Here is a 17,241-nt window from a genome sequence, read left to right as displayed (position 1 = left end):
TAGGAGGCCGAGCGGCCTCCCAAAAGTGTCGTTGTCATACGTAACAGATTAATCAATCGTGCGTTTTATTTCGATCACTTCAAATACTTCAATCATGTCGCCTGGGCGAACATCATTGTAGTTTTTCACGCCGATACCACATTCCATACCGTTACGCACTTCGTTAACATCATCTTTAAAGCGACGCAGAGACTCCAGCTCGCCTTCATAAATGACCACGTTATCACGCAGCACGCGGATTGGATTGTGACGTTTAACCAGACCTTCAGTAACCATACAACCGGCAATTGCACCAAATTTCGGTGACTTAAATACGTCACGAACTTCAGCCAGACCAATAATCTGCTGCTTGTATTCCGGTGCCAGCATACCGCTCATTGCCGCTTTCACTTCATCAATCAGATGATAGATCACTGAGTAGTAACGCAGGTCCAGACTTTCTGCTTCAATTACCCGCCGCGCAGAAGCGTCAGCACGTACGTTAAAGCCGAGGATGATAGCATTAGACGCCGCCGCCAGCGTGGCATCGGTTTCAGTAATACCGCCGACACCAGAACCCACGATTTTCACTTTCACTTCATCAGTGGACAGCTTAATCAATGAATCAGCAATCGCCTCAACAGAACCCTGAACATCAGCTTTAAGCACAATATTCAGTTCAGAAACTTCACCTTCTGACATGTTAGCAAACATGTTTTCCAGTTTGGATTTCTGCTGGCGAGCCAGCTTAACGTCACGGAATTTACCCTGACGATAGAGCGCCACTTCACGCGCTTTCTTCTCGTCACGGACCACCGTCGCCTCATCACCGGCAGCCGGTACGCCGGACATGCCAAGAATTTCAACCGGAATAGAAGGACCCGCTTGTGTCACTTCACGTCCCAGCTCATCACGCATCGCCCGCACGCGGCCATACTCAAAACCACAGAGTACGATGTCGCCTTTGTTCAGAGTACCTTCACGAACCAGCACGGTAGCAACCGGACCGCGACCTTTGTCGAGGAAAGACTCGATCACCACGCCGCTGGCCATGCCACTGCGAATTGCAGTCAGTTCCAGCACCTCTGCCTGCAACAGAATCGCCTGCAGCAGTTCGTCAATACCGGTACCCGCTTTAGCAGAGACGTTGACGAACATATTTTCACCACCCCACTCTTCAGGGATGATGCTGTACTGGGTCAGTTCGTTCTTAACCCGATCCGGATCCGCTTCTGGTTTATCCACTTTATTGACAGCAACCACCACCGGCACACCAGCCGCTTTCGCATGCTGAATAGCTTCAATGGTTTGCGGCATCACGCCATCATCAGCCGCCACCACCAGCACCACGATATCCGTCGCTTGTGCACCACGGGCACGCATCGCGGTAAACGCAGCATGTCCCGGTGTATCAAGGAAAGTAATCATGCCATTTTCAGTTTCGACATGATAAGCACCGATATGCTGGGTAATCCCTCCCGCTTCGCCCGACGCAACCTTCGTGGAACGAATGTAGTCCAGCAAAGAGGTTTTACCGTGGTCAACGTGACCCATGATGGTCACAACTGGCGCACGGGATTCCATCGCAGCACCGGTATCACGGTCGCTCATTACCGCTTCTTCCAGCTCGTTTTCACGACGCAGAATCACTTTATGGCCCATTTCTTCGGCAACCAGCTGAGCGGTTTCCTGGTCAATAACCTGATTAATGGTGGCCATTGCGCCCATTTTCATCATAGCTTTGATGACCTGAGAGCCTTTTACCGCCATTTTATTAGCCAGTTCAGCCACGGTAATGGTTTCGCCGATAACCACATCACGGTTAACTACCTGCGCAGGTTTGGTAAAGCTCTGCTGCAGAGCGCTGCCTTTACGGTGTTTGCCACCTTTGCCACCACGGATAGCGGCGCGCGCTTCTTCCCGATCGGTTTTGGCTTCCGCGTGTTTATTGCCTTTTTTAGCGCGCGGGGCTTTTGCGTTACGGCCATGGCCACGAGCGCCCTCTACCTCACGATCGCTCTCATCTTCAGCCTGGCGCGCATGCTGGGAAGTGGTAACGTGATAATCCGTTTCCTCTTCAACTTCATTTTTTTCCCATTCGCTGGCTTTTTCTTCTGCCAGCCGACGCGCTTCTTCAGCGGCTTTTTTGGCATTTTCTTCCAGCTTGCGACGCGCTTCTTCCTCTGCTTTACGCTGGAGTTCTGCCGTTTCGGCCTCACGGCGCGCCTTTTCAGCCTGGTTCATACGGGTTGCTTCGTTGATAGGTTGATTGCTCACTTTGCTCTTTTCCGCAGCCTCGCGCCTGGCTTTTTCTGCCGCCTCACGTTTGGCCTGCTCCTCGGCTACACGCTTGGCTTTTTCCTGAGCTTCACGCCTGGCTTTTTCTTCTGCCTCACGCTTAGCCTGTTCTTCTGCCTCACGTTGCGCCTGGGCTTCTGCTTCTGCCTGTTCCGCATCCGCAGCATCGCCTTTTACATAAGTACGCTTTTTACGCACTTCAATTTGTACTGACTTACTTTTACCCCCGGAACCGGGAATATTCAAGGTACTGCGTGTTTTACGCTGCAACGTCAGTTTACCACCGTTGCTATGATCGCGGCTAAGGTGTGTCAATAACGTCTCTTTTTCATGTTGGCTTACAGAGTCATTTTCAGACTTGCGGATCCCCGCTTCAGCAAACTGCTGTACCAGGCGTTCAACCGGGGTCTGAATCTCTGCAGCCAGGGATTTTACAGTTACATCTGTCATGCTGTTCCTTCCTGCTACAGTTTATTACGCGTCATCACCGAACCAGCAAATATTGCGTGCAGCCATAATCAGCGCACCGGCTTTCTCATCATCCAGCCCTTCAATATCTGTCAGATCGTCGACACCCTGTTCGGCAAGATCTTCCAGCGTGCAAACGCCTTTTGCTGCCAGTTTGAATGCCAGGGTACGATCTAAGCCTTCAAGGTTCAGCAGATCTTCCGCAGGTTTGTTATCGCCCAGGCTCTCTTCCTGTGCCAGCGCGAGGTTAGTCAACGCACTCTTCGCTCGCTCACGTAAAGCTTCCACCGTCTCTTCATCAAGACCATCAATTTCCAGTAGTTCATTGATGGGCACGTAGGCCAGTTCTTCCAGAGATGAAAAGCCTTCCTCAACCAGCACCGTGGCGAACTCTTCATCAATATCAAGATGTTTTGTGAAAGCATCGATTGCAGCGTGTGCTTCAGCCTGATGTTTGGCCTGAAGATCGTCGACAGTCATCACGTTCAGCTCCCAACCACTCAGTTGCGAGGCTAAACGGACGTTCTGGCCATTACGGCCAATCGCCTGAGCCAGATTCCCGGCTTCTACGGCAATATCCATGGTGTGATTATCTTCATCCACCACGATGGAAGCGACATCAGCCGGGGCCATTGCATTGATGACGAACTGTGCCGGATTATCATCCCACAGTACGATGTCAATACGTTCGCCACCCAGTTCACTGGACACCGCCTGAACGCGCGCACCGCGCATCCCGACGCAGGCGCCAACCGGATCGATCCGCTTATCGTTGGTTTTAACCGCGATTTTGGCCCGGGAACCCGGATCACGGGCAGCGGCTTTAATCTCTATCACTTCTTCGCCGATTTCCGGCACTTCAATGCGGAACAGCTCAATCAGCATTTCCGGACGTGAACGGCTGACAAACAGCTGAGCACCGCGCGCTTCCGGACGTACCGCATAAAGGATACCGCGAATGCGGTCACCAGGCCGGAAATTTTCACGCGGCAGCATATCTTCGCGAATAATTACGGCCTCTGCATTGCTGCCTAAATCGAGGGTAATGTTATCGCGGTTAACCTTCTTCACCACGCCGGTGATAATATCGCCTTCCTGCTCGCGGAACTGGTCCACGACCATGGCGCGTTCAGCTTCGCGCACTTTCTGAACGATAACCTGTTTAGCCGTTTGCGTGGTGATACGATCGAAAGTGACCGATTCGATCTGATCTTCCACATAATCACCAGGCTTGAGGGTTTCATCCTCAAACTGTGCCGCCTCAAGGGTGATTTCACGTGTCGGCTGGGTGACCTCTTCAACAACCAGCCAGCGACGGTAAGTGTCAAAATCGCCGCTTTTACGGTCGATGCTGACGCGTACGTCGATTTCCTGCTCATACTTTTTCTTGGTTGCTGTCGCCAGTGCGCTCTCCAGCGCCTCGAAGATTTTCTCACGGGGCAGTGCTTTCTCGTTGGAAACGGCTTCAACGACAGCTAAGATCTCTTTATTCATCCTGGTTAGCCTCAATCCTGACGTTTAAAAGTGGGGGACCAGATTCGCCTTCTGAATGTTGCTCAGCGCGAACACTTCATCGTTACCCTCAACGGTCACAGTGATCATTTCACCGTCGACAGACTTAATTATACCCTGCCATTTGCGGCGGTTTTGTACAGCTATCCGTAATACAAGACTGACTTCCTCTCCCAGAAAACGAACATAGTGTTCCGCGGTGAACATCGGACGGTCAAGCCCGGGTGAGGAAACTTCGAGGTTATAAGCGACGCTGATTGGATCTTCAACATCCAGAACCGCGCTGACCTGATGGCTGACATCGGCGCAATCATCGACAGTAATACCGTTCTCACTATCAATATAGATACGCAGCGTTGAAGTGCGGCCGCGCACAAACTCAATACCAACCAATTCGTAGCCGAGCGCTTCAACGGGAGCCGAAATCAGCTCTGTCAATTTTTGCTCTAATGTGGACAAAGCCACCTCCAGGACATAAAAAAAGGGCTTACAGCCCAGTAATACAATTGCCTGATAACAAAAAACCCCGATAAATCGGGGCTTTGTGCGACTGGACCCTGTATGTCGCTGCACGCGACATGGCACACTATCCAGAAAAATTTTTTTCAAAACTCACTGTCATGCATTGATCACTGCCTGCAGCATATTTGAAAAAGAACTCTTAAGGAAAGTGGTTGCGGGGGCCGGATTTGAACCGACGACCTTCGGGTTATGAGCCCGACGAGCTACCAAGCTGCTCCACCCCGCGTCCGAAAACGTGGCGAATATTACGCCTAACCTGCATAAAATGCAAGTAAAACTATGATTTGGTACCGAGGACGGGACTTGAACCCGTAAGCCCAATCGGGCACTACCACCTCAAGGTAGCGTGTCTACCAATTCCACCACCTCGGCACGATAATCTGCAAATTTTTGCTCAGATTTACAGAAAATATGTTACACCAGCTTATTTAGGAATATCATTTCCCGGCGCTGGTTTTGCAGGCTGCTGTTGCGGTGCCTGCTGGCTTTGTGCAGGCGCAGTAAGATTTTCCCACTCGCTGCCTTTCTGCGTTTTGTTACTGTTCAGGTTACCCAGCACCAGGCTGATAATAAAAAACAGGGTTGCCAGTACAGCTGTGGTACGGGTCATAAAATTGCCTGAACCGGAAGAACCAAACAGCGTCGCAGAAGCGCCTGCTCCGAAAGAGGCACCCATATCAGCACCTTTACCTTGTTGCAGCATAATAAGACCCACAAGGCCAACGGCTACAATAAGGAAAATAACTAACAGAGCGTCGTACATAATCAACCTTTTTCCTAGCGGCATTGACCGCACCTGAACAAACTTCAGCCACACTACGGCGATAATGTCATTTCTCACCCACTGAAGCGGGTGAGAATACTAACTAATGCCCCTTATCCACGCAAGTGCAATTTGCGCCGAAACGCGCGTTTGCGGAAAAAAACGGCAGTCGGTCCGCTGAATACCCGCTTACGCCTGAAAAACCATGATAACGTTTGTTGCCCGCATTTATACCGCTTTTACTGCTTCGGCAATCTGATGCGCCAGTTCGCTGACAACCGTTTCGTTTTCACCTTCAACCATTACGCGAATCAGCGGCTCAGTACCGGATTTACGCAGCAGAACCCGCCCTTTGCCCTGCAGTGTTTTTTCCGCCTGACGGGTAAGCGCGAGAACATCTTCATCTTTAAGCGGATCCTGCTGCCCGCTGAAACGCACGTTTACCAGTATCTGCGGCAGCAACGTCATACCACTGCACAGATCGTGCAGACTCATATGGTTACGTACCATTGCAGTCAGCACCTGCAATCCGGCAACAATACCGTCTCCGGTGGTGGTTTTATCCAGTAAAATCACGTGCCCGGAGTTTTCGGCACCGAGACGCCAGCCTTTTTCTTTTAATAATTCAAGGACGTACCTGTCACCTACTTTCGCTCTGGCGAAAGGGATACCCAGTTGTTTCAGCGCCAGCTCAAGTCCCATATTACTCATTAAGGTGCCGACAACGCCGCCACGCAGCTGCCCCTGACGCAATCCTTCACGGGCAATGATATAGAGAATCTGGTCACCATCAATTCTTCGCCCCAGATGGTCAACCATCATGACGCGATCGCCATCACCATCAAAAGCCAGACCTAAATCCGCCTTTTCAGCCAGCACACGCTCCTGCAGCAGACGGGTATCAGTGGCGCCGCACGCTTTATTGATATTCATACCGTCCGGCTGCACGCCGATAGAAACGACCTCAGCACCCAGCTCACGCATAACGTTAGGCGCAATGTGGTAAGTTGCGCCGTTCGCGCAATCCACCACGATCTTCAGACCATTCAGGTTCAGCTCGCTGGGAAACGTCCCTTTGCAAAACTCAATATAGCGACCGGCTGCATCGACGATACGACTGGCACGTCCGAGATCGGCCGATTCAACGCAGGTAATCGCTTTTTCCATTTCGGCTTCAATCGCCGCTTCCACTTCGTCGGGGAGCTTGGTGCCATCGGTGGAGAAAAATTTTATGCCGTTATCATCATAAGGATTATGGGATGCGGAAATCACAATGCCCGCTTCGGCACGGAAAGTACGGGTCAGGTAGGCGACAGCAGGCGTTGGCATCGGCCCGGTAAAAGCAGCGGAGAGACCGGCAGCAGCCAGACCGGCCTCAAGCGCCGACTCCAGCATATAACCAGAAATGCGCGTGTCCTTGCCGATAATCACTTTACGCGAACCCTGACCGGAGAGGACCTTGCCCGCCGCCCAGCCAAGCTTGAGCACAAAATCGGGAGTGATAGGTGATTCCCCTACTTTGCCACGAATACCATCTGTACCAAAATATTTACGCTTGCTCATATACCCTTCATCTTTCTGATAGCCGGTTACGTCAGGAAGAGATGACAAAATAAGCCATCCACCAGACTCGCCTACTGATTTCTTTCGTTCAGTGTCGCTTCCACAACGCGCATTGCGTCAACGGTCTCTTTCACATCATGAACGCGGATTATATGCGCCCCCTGCATGGCGGCAATCACCGCGCAGGCCAGGCTACCACTTAAACGCTGTGATGGTCCGACATTCAGTAGCTGACCAACCATACTTTTACGCGACATGCCGACAAGCAGCGGCAGACCAAAATGGTGATAATCGCTCAGCCGGGCCAGCAGCTGATAATTGTGACTAAGATTTTTACCGAAACCAAATCCCGGGTCGAGCAGCATCTGCGATTTAGTGATCCCGGCCGAAACACAACGGGTGATATGCCGGGTAAAAAAATCATCGACGGCACGATACACATCGGCATAACAAGGATCTGACTGCATGGTTTGTGGCTCGCCCTGCATATGCATGAGGCAAACCGGCAACCCGCTGGCCACAGCAGCCTCCAGAGCACCAGGCAACCGCAATGCACGCACATCATTAATAATATGTGCTCCGGCATTTGCCACTGCCTGAATCACCTCGGGTCTGGAGGTATCGACAGAAATCCACACTTCAAAACGTTGGGCAATGGCTTCCACCACCGGAATCACGCGATCCAGTTCCTGCTCTATGCTAACCTTATCTGCCCCCGGGCGCGTTGATTCACCGCCCACATCAATAATGGTCGCCCCTGCATTAATCATTTCATTCGCATGCGTCAGGGCGGCGGTAAGGGTGTTATGTTTACCGCCATCAGAGAACGAATCGGGCGTGACATTTAAGATTCCCATGACGTGGGGATGCGACAAATCCAGCACGCTATCCCTGGCGTAAAGTTTCATCAGCGCACGCTCCTTATAACCGGACAAAATAAAAAGCCCCGGCATTTCCGGGGCTCAGTCTTAACGTTAACCGCCGAATAACCTCGTCGGAACCACTTACATGGTATTGCCAGGATTAGGTGAGCGCGGCTCATCAACCGGCCGCGGTGCCTGCGGCGAGCCGTTATCAGAGTCATTGCTTTGTGCCTCTTCCCAGCCGGCAGGCGGGCGGACTTCACGCCGGGCCATCAGATCGTCAATTTGCGGCGCATCAATGGTTTCATACTTCATTAACGCATCTTTCATGGCATGAAGAATGTCCATATTGTCATTCAGGATCTGACGGGCACGCTGATAGTTGGTTTCGATCAGATGTTTGACTTCCTGATCGATAATGCGGGCCGTTTCATCTGACATATGCTTAGCTTTTGCAACAGAACGGCCGAGGAAAACTTCACCTTCCTCTTCGGCATACAGCAAGGGGCCAAGCTTCTCAGAGAAGCCCCACTGCGTCACCATGTTACGTGCCAGGTTAGTCGCGACCTTAATGTCATTAGACGCCCCGGTCGACACATGCTCAGCACCGTAGATAATCTCTTCGGCCAGACGGCCACCGTAAAGGGTCGAAATCTGGCTTTCCAGCTTCTGACGACTGGCACTGATAGCATCGCCTTCCGGCAGGAAAAAAGTCACGCCAAGCGCGCGGCCACGCGGGATAATCGTTACTTTATGTACCGGATCATGTTCTGGTACCAGACGTCCAATAATCGCATGTCCTGCTTCATGATAAGCCGTTGACTCTTTTTGCGCTTCTGTCATAACCATTGAGCGCCGTTCAGCACCCATCATGATTTTGTCTTTGGCTTTTTCAAACTCAACCATTGACACAACCCGGCGATTGCTGCGCGCCGCAAACAAGGCAGCTTCGTTTACCAGATTCGCCAAATCGGCACCGGAGAAGCCGGGTGTACCACGTGCAATAATCGCCGCATCAATATCTGTCGCCAGCGGGACGCGCCGCATATGAACTTTAAGAATCTGTTCACGGCCGCGCACGTCCGGCAATCCAACCACAACCTGACGGTCAAAGCGTCCCGGACGCAGCAAGGCGGGATCCAGCACATCCGGACGGTTAGTGGCAGCAATCACGATAATGCCTTCATTGCCCTCAAAACCATCCATCTCAACCAGCATCTGGTTCAGCGTCTGTTCACGTTCGTCGTGACCACCACCGAGCCCTGCTCCACGCTGACGTCCGACCGCATCGATTTCATCGATGAAAATAATACAAGGCGCGGCTTTCTTCGCCTGCTCAAACATATCACGCACGCGTGAAGCACCAACACCGACGAACATCTCAACGAAGTCAGAACCAGAAATAGTAAAGAAAGGTACTTTCGCTTCACCGGCAATAGCTTTCGCCAGCAGCGTTTTACCGGTCCCCGGTGGCCCCACCATCAGCACACCTTTTGGAATTTTACCGCCCAGCTTTTGAAAACGACTGGGTTCGCGCAAATATTCCACCAGCTCACCGACTTCTTCTTTTGCTTCGTCACAGCCGGCGACGTCAGCAAACGTGGTCTTAATCTGATCTTCGGTCAGCATTCGGGCCTTGCTTTTGCCGAATGACATTGCCCCTTTACCGCCACCACCCTGCATCTGGCGCATAAAGAAGATCCAGACGCCTATTAACAACAGCATCGGGAACCAGGAAATAAAAATGGTGGTCAGCATGCTCGGTTCTTCAGGCGGATCACCCACCACTTTGACATTCTTAGTCAAAAGGTTATCGAGCAACTTGGGATCGTTGACAGGAATATAGGTCGTGTATCGATTACTGTCTTTTTTGGTTACATTGATTTCACGCCCGTTAATACGTGCCTCACGGATCTGATCCTGATTCACTTCCTGCAGGAAGGTTGAGTAATCAACTCTTCGGCTATTAGACTCGCTGGGCCCAAAGCTCTGGAATACCGACATCAGTACGACTGCGATGACTAACCAGAGGATCAGGTTTTTCGCCATGTCACTCAAGGGATTAACCTCTTATTACAACTGTGTTAACAGACAGCGTAGGGTACTATAGTTTGCGCCCTGTCGCTACAATGTACACTTCGCGCGAACGTGAGCGCGAAGCGTCCGGCTTACGAATTTTCACTTTCGTAAACAGGGAGCGAATTTCCCGGAGGTATTCATCGAAGCCTTCTCCCTGAAACACTTTCACTACAAAGCTACCACCCGGTGCCAGCACGTCCCGACACATTTCAAGCGCCAGCTCAACCAGATACATTGAGCGTGGAATGTCAACCGCAGGCGTGCCGCTCATATTTGGCGCCATATCCGACATGATCGCCTGGACTTTTTCTTCACCAACCCGATCCAGAAGTGCCTTGATGACTAACTCATCACGAAAATCACCCTGAAGGAAATCAACACCAACAATAGGATCCATGGGCAAAATATCACAAGCAATGATACGCCCTTTGGCCCCTATCAGCGTGGCGACATATTGCGACCATCCGCCAGGTGCCGCCCCCAAATCCACGACCGTCATTCCAGGTTTAAACAACTGGTCACTTTGCTGTATTTCATCCAGTTTAAACCAGGCACGCGAACGCAGGCCCTTTTTCTGTGCCTGCTGCACGTATTTATCGCTAAAGTGTTCCTGTAGCCAGCGGCTGGAACTGGCTGAACGCTTTTTACCAGTCATACTATTTCCAACTATGATTCATCGTGAGCGATAAATAAACCGCATAAACCCGTGCTGCCGATTTGGTGATACACCAGAGATGGCGGTAGAATGCTCTGTTTTCAATCCCTGTTAAGTAAAAAATACAATGAATCTGAGTACTAAACAAAAACAGCACCTGAAAGGGCTGGCCCATCCATTGAAACCGGTGGTAATGCTGGGTAACAATGGTCTGACAGAAGGGGTGTTAGCCGAAATCGAACAGGCTCTCGAACACCACGAACTCATCAAAGTAAAAGTCGCCACGGAAGACCGTGAGACAAAAAACCTGGTGGTGGAAGCCATTGTACGCGAAACGGGCGCTGCAAACGTGCAGGTGATCGGTAAAACACTGGTACTCTACCGTCCTTCCCAGGAGCGTAAAATATCCCTTCCCCGTTAATTTCCCTGACCTGCGGCGTCACGTCAAGCAACGTGGCACAGGTCTGAATGAAATTGACACGCTCTTTAACGGTATGAAAGGCCGCACCGCGGCCTTTTTCTTTTCTTTACAAAATATCTCAACTAAAGCAACCGCTGCAGACCGGCGGCATCCGCTGCCATCAGATATAGTCGATTTTGATGATTTCGTATTCCACATCGCCGCCCGGAGCTTTAACGATAGCAACGTCGCCCTGCTCTTTGCCTATCAAACCCCGCGCCATGGGTGAATTTACCGAAATCAGATTTTGTTTAAAATCGGCTTCATCATCGCCCACAATGCGGTAAGTCGACTCTTCATCATTGTCGAGGTTTAACACCGTTACCGTCGCGCCAAAAATAACCCGGCCATTCGCGTTCATTTTTGTTACGTCAATCACCTGAGCATTGGAGAGCTTGGCTTCAATCTCCTGAATGCGTCCTTCGCAAAAACCCTGCTCCTCACGCGCAGCGTGATACTCTGCGTTTTCTTTCAGGTCGCCGTGTTCACGAGCCTCAGCAATAGCGGCGATAATCCGCGGGCGCTTTACCGATTTCAGCTCTTCGAGTTCAGCACGTAGCTTTTCCGCGCCACGCAACGTCATCGGAATCTGGTTCATCTCAATACCTCATTAAATCAATCCTGTGTAAAACTTCGTCATCCTTACCGGTGATTGCAGAAAAGCGTTCTGCGGCGCTTATTATCAGGTTTACAAACGAAAGAAACCTGACCCAGAGCGTTCCCCAGGCCAGATCATCATTTTGCATTTTGATACGTATTTTACCCAGGAGTTCCCCCCGGGTCATCGTTTACTTTCCACCTCAATGCACCGTAGTATGACAGCACCATCTGCTTTTTTCCGCGAGATTATGCGATTTTTACGAATTCTTACCCGTGCTGCCTGTGCAGTTTTACTGACAGTGCAAGCGGCACAGGCCGCCTCAGTAGCAAGTTATACGCAATTTTTACCTGAAGGGACAAACCTGGCATTTCTGGCGCAGAAAATAGGTTCGCCGACGCCACTTCTCGAATACAACAGTAAGCAGATGGCGCTGCCGGCAAGTACCATGAAAGTGCTTACGGCGCTGGCGGCGCTGCTTCAGCTGGGGCCGGATTTTCGCTTTACCACCACGCTGGAGAGTCATGGCCGCGTCAGTGGTAATACGCTGAATGGCGATTTAATTGCACGTTTCGCTGGCGATCCAACATTATCCCGGCAAGATATGCGCAATATGGTCGCTCAGCTAAAAAAACTGGGTATCAGCCACATTGACGGAAATCTGGTTATTGATACTTCGGTATTTGCCAGCCACGACAAAGCGCCAGGCTGGCCGTGGAACGATATTTCTGAGTGTTTCGATGCCCCTCCGGCCGCAGCAATTGTTGACCGTAACTGTTTTTCGGTTGCCTTGCATAGTGGCCAGCCGGATGAAATAGCCCATGTCACCGTGGCATCTTTTTATCCGGTCAGCGTTTTCAGCCAGGTACGGACTCTGGGCCGCAATTCCACTGATGGACAATATTGCGAACTGGATGTGGTAACCGGCGAGCTAAATCGCTACACCCTGACGGGCTGTATGCCGCAGCGAGCCGAACCTTTACCGCTGGCTTTCGCCATTCAGGACGGCGCAGCCTACGCAGGCCAGCTGCTGAAAGCCATGCTGTCAGATGCCGGCATTGATTACAGCGGGCACCTGGTACGACAGACCCAGGTTAACACCCCCGGTAATGTGCTGGCGCAAACGCAATCGGCACCATTACATAACCTTCTGCGTATCATGCTGAAAAAATCAGATAATATGATTGCCGACACCGTTTTCCGCACCATCGGCCATAACTATTTTGGCGTGCCCGGAACCTGGCGGGCAGGTTCTGATGCGGTACGGCGTATTCTGCGACAAAAAGCCGGTATTGATATGGGAAACAGTATTCAGGTGGATGGTTCAGGCCTGTCACGTCATGACCTGCTTTCCCCTGAAACAATGATGCAGGCATTACAATACATTGCCCAGCACGATCAGCAGCTGGATTTTATTTCTATGCTACCGCTTTCAGGTTATGACGGCACATTGCGCTACCGTGGCGGTCTGCATGAAGCAGGCGTTGACGGTAAGCTGTCAGCCAAAACCGGCTCGCTGTCTGGGGTCTATAACCTTGCCGGATTTTTGACTACCGCCAGCGGTCAGCGGGTAGCTTTCGTGCAATTTTTGTCGGGCTATGCTGTACCACCAGAGGATCAACGCCAGCGACGTATTCCGCTGGTGCGCTTTGAAAGCCGCCTCTATCGCGACCTTTATTCCGCTAATTAAACAGCAACGGGAGCCAAAGGCTCCCGTTGCTGTTGTCAACGCTGATAAACGGTTTCCACCCCTTCATCATCGTCTTCATCCCAATCATCGTCCCAGTCGTCATCTTCAGCTTCAGCGGCAGCTTCGAGTTGCTCACGATGATAGTCATCCCACATAAATTCAACTTTCTCAGCTGCCTGCGGTTGCTCTTCCGTCAGCGGTTTAGGATGGGCAACCAGAAATGACATGACATCCCAGCACAACTCTTTTATGCCGTGCTGGCTGGCCGCTGAGATAACATAATGTTTTTCTGGCCAGTCTAATGCATCTGCAATCGCCTGAGCACGCGCTGCGGCCTCCTGGGCATCAAGCAAATCTGCTTTATTGAACACCAGCCAGCGCGGCTCATGAAAAAGTTTTTCGCTGTATTTTTCCAGCTCACCGAGGATGATCCGGGCATTTTCAACCGGATCCGATTCGTCGATCGGAGCCAGATCGATCAGGTGTAACAATACCCGACAACGTTCGAGATGTTTCAGAAAGCGAATACCAAGGCCAGCGCCTTCAGAAGCGCCCTCAATCAGCCCGGGAATATCAGCAATAACAAAACTCTTTTCATTGTCCATACGCACCACCCCAAGGCTGGGCACCAGGGTAGTGAAAGGATAGTCAGCCACTTTGGGCCTGGCCGCAGAAACCGCGCGAATAAAGGTGGATTTCCCGGCATTGGGCAGACCCAGCATACCAACGTCAGCCAGCAGCATCAGTTCCAGCTGCAGGTCGCGTTGTTCACCTGGTGTTCCCATCGTTTTCTGACGCGGAGTACGGTTAACAGAGGATTTAAAACGGGTATTACCCAGCCCGTGCCATCCCCCTTTTGCCACCATCAGGCGCTGGTTGTGACGCATCATATCACCCAGGGTTTCACCGGTTCCCTGATCGATAATACGGGTGCCGACCGGTACTTTAATCACCACGTCTTTACCCCGTTTACCGGTACAATCGCGGCTCTGGCCATTCTGACCACGTTCGGCGCGAAAAGCTTTTTCAAAGCGATAGTCGATCAGCGTATTGAGGTTTTCATCCGCTTCAACATAGACATCGCCACCGTCCCCGCCATCACCGCCGTCCGGGCCGCCCTTCGGAATGTATTTTTCCCGGCGAAAGCTGACGCAACCATTACCACCATCACCTGCAGCCACCAGGATGGTCGCTTCATCAACAAACTTCATGCTACTTCTCCGTCTAACATTCGCCCGATGTCTGGCGCAGAAAAACCACGCCGGCAATCCGGGATGACGCCCTGCGGACTTAACACCAGCGACGACACACTGTGTATAAAGTGTACAACATCCCGGCTCAACATCGCTAACAGTAGCCGGGCGCAGAATGTAAAAAGCCCCGCCATCTGAGCGGGGCTTTCTGAACCGTCGTTATACAGCCTTAGCGGCTGCGCGGCGTGCTAACCGTTACTCAGCAACAATGCTGATGTATTTACGGTTATTCGGGCCTTTAACTTCGAATTTCACTTTACCATTTGCGGTAGCAAACAGCGTGTGGTCACGGCCACAGCCAACGTTAGTGCCCGCATGGAATTTAGTACCGCGCTGACGAACAATAATGTTGCCTGCCAGAACAGTTTCACCGCCAAAACGTTTTACGCCCAGGCGTTTTGCATTTGAGTCGCGACCGTTACGAGTGGAGCCGCCAGCCTTTTTGTGTGCCATTTGTCAGATCTCCTCTTAGGCGCCGATGCCAGTGATTTTCACATCAGTGAACCACTGACGGTGACCCTGCTGCTTACGGTAGTGCTTACGACGACGAAACTTAACGATTTTAACTTTTTCGCCGCGACCGTGTGCAACAACTTCTGCTTTGATCACACCGCCTGAAATTAAAGGCGCGCCAATCGTCACGTCTTCACCATTGGCAATCATCAGAACCTGGTCGAACTCAATGGTTTCACCGGTTGCGATGTCCAGCTTTTCCAGGCGAACGGTCTGACCTTCGCTTACTCGGTGTTGTTTACCACCACTTTGGAAAACCGCGTACATATCAAACTCCGCTTATGCGCTTGCCATCTTAATTTTTCCGGCCGCGCTATAAATTATTCACAATAGGGCGCGAATTCTACGCAAGTTTATCAATTAAGACAAGTGCCAGATTGCGACTATTGCAGAAAAAAAGCGCAGCACAATTAGGTGCGTTTCAACCACACAATTTTCAAGTACACTCTTGCTGATATCCATCGGCATGTCCGGCATCTATGCCCGGAGATTGCCAGGGCACAGCCACGGTAACGGACGCTTATCCTGGCAGCAGATTGAGTAATAGCTGAACAGACTGATGAACTTAGAACAGATAAACGAACTCACCGCGCAGGACATGGCGGACGTTAACGCAATCATACTGGAACAACTGAATTCCGATGTGTCGCTGATCAATCAATTGGGCCACTACATCGTCAGCGGGGGTGGCAAACGCATCCGTCCGATGATTGCCATTCTGGCCGCGCGCGCGCTGAATTACAGCGGGCAGCAGCATACTATGGTAGCGGCGCTGATTGAATTTATTCACACCGCAACGCTACTACATGACGACGTGGTTGACGAATCAGATATGCGCCGGGGCAAAGCGACCGCCAATGCCGCATTTGGTAACGCCGCCAGCGTGCTGGTTGGTGATTTCATCTACACCCGCGCTTTTCAGATGATGACCGGACTGGGTTCGCTACGGGTACTGGGGCTGATGTCAGAAGCGGTAAACGTCATTGCGGAAGGCGAAGTACTGCAATTAATGAATTGTAATGACCCCGATATTACTGAAGACAGCTATATGCGGGTAATTTACAGTAAAACCGCACGTTTATTCGAAGCCGCAGCGCAGGCTTCAGCCATTCTTGCCGGTGCCACATCTGAACAGGAAAAGGCACTACAGGATTATGGCCGCTACATCGGAACCGCCTTTCAGCTGATTGACGATTTGCTTGATTACAGTGCCGATGGCAAAACGCTGGGTAAGAACGTCGGTGACGATCTCAGCGAAGGCAAACCGACGCTACCTTTATTATACGCCATGCGTCACGGCACGCCTGACCAGACTGCAATGATTCGTGGTGCTATTGAACAGGGTAACGGACGGCATTTGCTGGAACCGGTGTTGCAGGCAATGCATCAGTGCGGCTCACTGGAATGGACGCGCCAGCGCGCCGAACAGGAAGCCGACAAAGCCATTACTGCCCTGAACGCATTACCTGAATCCCCCTGGCGTAGCGCGCTGGAAGGGCTGGCTCATATGTCTGTGCAGCGTGAATTCTGAAGATCCAGCGGCAGTTCTGACCGCCGCATCGACAGGATCACTGCAGGTTTATTGCACTATCAGGTAACTTTCGCCAACGCATAGCCAGGCGATGACCGGCGTTCATCAGGCCAATGGTATTAGTCAGATCAACAACCTGTTTTGCAATGAAAGACACGCAGGCTCTTATGTAACGCCTGCCGTTGTAACGCCTGCAGTCTCCCTTAACCAACCACCAGGGTCAGGGTTTCCGCCCAGGCCAGCGCCGTTTTCTTAGTCGGTATCAACCCCTCCCCGGCTTTATACCCGCCGCCGATCAGCGTAATTTTTCCTGCATGACTTTCCATTGCTTGCAGCAACTCAGCTGTCGGCATACCAATACAGTAAGTACAACCGTTACTCAGCGTCCCCCAGGAAAACCAATTTAGCCCACGTTAAAAATTATCCGCTGTTCGCCGGAGTGCTGAGGCAGATCCCCCGCGCGCTCTGCTGCTGAGGGTCAACATGCTGCCTGC

16 protein-coding genes and 2 tRNA genes are annotated in these 17,241 nt (G+C 51.6%); 3 read left to right on the top strand and 15 right to left on the bottom strand.

Annotation, left to right across the window (positions count from 1 at the left end; all coding sequences use genetic code 11):
- Positions 1-48 precede the first annotated feature (48 nt).
- The 10 genes from infB to rlmE all read right to left on the bottom strand — a co-directional run bounded on the left by infB (position 49) and on the right by rlmE (position 10,702).
- Positions 49-2,727, bottom strand: coding sequence for a translation initiation factor IF-2 (infB, locus tag BL249_RS01840; RefSeq protein WP_099705444.1), 2,679 nt, complete (start codon positions 2,725-2,727; stop codon positions 49-51).
- 24 nt (positions 2,728-2,751) lie between these two features.
- Positions 2,752-4,239, bottom strand: a complete 1,488-nt coding sequence (gene nusA / locus BL249_RS01835) for a transcription termination factor NusA (RefSeq protein ID WP_099705443.1) — start codon at positions 4,237-4,239, stop codon at positions 2,752-2,754.
- A 24-nt stretch (positions 4,240-4,263) separates the two neighbouring features.
- Complete coding sequence (gene rimP / locus BL249_RS01830; protein WP_143354772.1) at positions 4,264-4,716, bottom strand: ribosome maturation factor RimP; 453 nt, start codon at positions 4,714-4,716, stop codon at positions 4,264-4,266.
- 212 nt (positions 4,717-4,928) lie between these two features.
- Positions 4,929-5,005: transfer RNA gene (locus BL249_RS01825), tRNA-Met, on the bottom strand.
- A 59-nt stretch (positions 5,006-5,064) separates the two neighbouring features.
- Positions 5,065-5,151: transfer RNA gene (locus BL249_RS01820), tRNA-Leu, on the bottom strand.
- A gap of 52 nt (positions 5,152-5,203) precedes the next feature.
- Positions 5,204-5,542 carry a preprotein translocase subunit SecG gene (secG, locus tag BL249_RS01815; protein ID WP_099705442.1) on the bottom strand — a complete coding sequence of 113 codons (339 nt, stop codon included), beginning with the start codon at positions 5,540-5,542 and terminating at the stop codon, positions 5,204-5,206.
- A 228-nt stretch (positions 5,543-5,770) separates the two neighbouring features.
- Entirely contained in the window at positions 5,771-7,105 is a 1,335-nt protein-coding gene (glmM, locus tag BL249_RS01810) for a phosphoglucosamine mutase (protein WP_099705441.1), read from the bottom strand.
- 71 nt (positions 7,106-7,176) lie between these two features.
- Positions 7,177-8,013: a dihydropteroate synthase gene (gene folP / locus BL249_RS01805; RefSeq protein ID WP_099705502.1), complete on the bottom strand. Its 837-nt coding sequence runs from the start codon at positions 8,011-8,013 to the stop codon at positions 7,177-7,179.
- A gap of 96 nt (positions 8,014-8,109) precedes the next feature.
- Entirely contained in the window at positions 8,110-10,017 is a 1,908-nt protein-coding gene (ftsH, locus tag BL249_RS01800; RefSeq protein ID WP_099705440.1) for an ATP-dependent zinc metalloprotease FtsH, read from the bottom strand.
- A 55-nt stretch (positions 10,018-10,072) separates the two neighbouring features.
- On the bottom strand, positions 10,073-10,702 hold the full coding sequence (rlmE, locus tag BL249_RS01795) for a 23S rRNA (uridine(2552)-2'-O)-methyltransferase RlmE (RefSeq protein ID WP_099705439.1): 630 nt from the start codon (positions 10,700-10,702) through the stop codon (positions 10,073-10,075).
- A gap of 127 nt (positions 10,703-10,829) precedes the next feature.
- Here rlmE and yhbY point away from each other — a divergent pair, with 127 nt between their 5' ends.
- Complete coding sequence (gene yhbY / locus BL249_RS01790; protein WP_099705438.1) at positions 10,830-11,123, top strand: ribosome assembly RNA-binding protein YhbY; 294 nt, start codon at positions 10,830-10,832, stop codon at positions 11,121-11,123.
- A 160-nt stretch (positions 11,124-11,283) separates the two neighbouring features.
- Here yhbY and greA read toward each other — a convergent pair whose 3' ends face one another.
- Complete coding sequence (greA, locus tag BL249_RS01785) at positions 11,284-11,760, bottom strand: transcription elongation factor GreA (RefSeq protein WP_099705437.1); 477 nt, start codon at positions 11,758-11,760, stop codon at positions 11,284-11,286.
- 250 nt (positions 11,761-12,010) lie between these two features.
- Here greA and dacB point away from each other — a divergent pair, with 250 nt between their 5' ends.
- Positions 12,011-13,450, top strand: a complete 1,440-nt coding sequence (gene dacB / locus BL249_RS01775) for a serine-type D-Ala-D-Ala carboxypeptidase (protein ID WP_099705501.1) — start codon at positions 12,011-12,013, stop codon at positions 13,448-13,450.
- A gap of 35 nt (positions 13,451-13,485) precedes the next feature.
- On the opposite strand, the gene cgtA is transcribed toward dacB, so the two are convergent.
- From cgtA to rplU, 3 genes are all read right to left on the bottom strand, one after another.
- Positions 13,486-14,661, bottom strand: a complete 1,176-nt coding sequence (gene cgtA, locus BL249_RS01770) for an Obg family GTPase CgtA (RefSeq protein ID WP_099705435.1) — start codon at positions 14,659-14,661, stop codon at positions 13,486-13,488.
- Positions 14,662-14,898: 237 nt separating this feature from the next.
- A complete protein-coding gene (gene rpmA, locus BL249_RS01765) occupies positions 14,899-15,156 on the bottom strand; it encodes a 50S ribosomal protein L27 (protein WP_099705434.1) in 258 nt (85 codons plus the stop codon).
- Positions 15,157-15,171: 15 nt separating this feature from the next.
- The gene (gene rplU / locus BL249_RS01760) at positions 15,172-15,483 is read right to left on the bottom strand and encodes a 50S ribosomal protein L21 (protein ID WP_099705433.1); all 312 of its coding nucleotides are present in this window, start codon (positions 15,481-15,483) and stop codon (positions 15,172-15,174) included.
- A gap of 292 nt (positions 15,484-15,775) precedes the next feature.
- Between rplU and ispB the strand changes: the two genes are divergently transcribed.
- Positions 15,776-16,747: an octaprenyl diphosphate synthase gene (gene ispB / locus BL249_RS01755; RefSeq protein WP_099705432.1), complete on the top strand. Its 972-nt coding sequence runs from the start codon at positions 15,776-15,778 to the stop codon at positions 16,745-16,747.
- 203 nt (positions 16,748-16,950) lie between these two features.
- On the opposite strand, the gene BL249_RS18900 is transcribed toward ispB, so the two are convergent.
- Positions 16,951-17,100 carry a hypothetical protein gene (locus tag BL249_RS18900; protein ID WP_158233085.1) on the bottom strand — a complete coding sequence of 50 codons (150 nt, stop codon included), beginning with the start codon at positions 17,098-17,100 and terminating at the stop codon, positions 16,951-16,953.
- Positions 17,101-17,241 lie beyond the last annotated feature (141 nt).

The organism is Erwinia sp. OLFS4 (assembly GCF_002752165.1).
Taxonomy (GTDB): domain Bacteria; phylum Pseudomonadota; class Gammaproteobacteria; order Enterobacterales; family Enterobacteriaceae; genus Izhakiella.
Note: the sequence above shows the minus strand (reverse complement) of the source record. Positions and strands in the feature narration are given on the sequence as shown.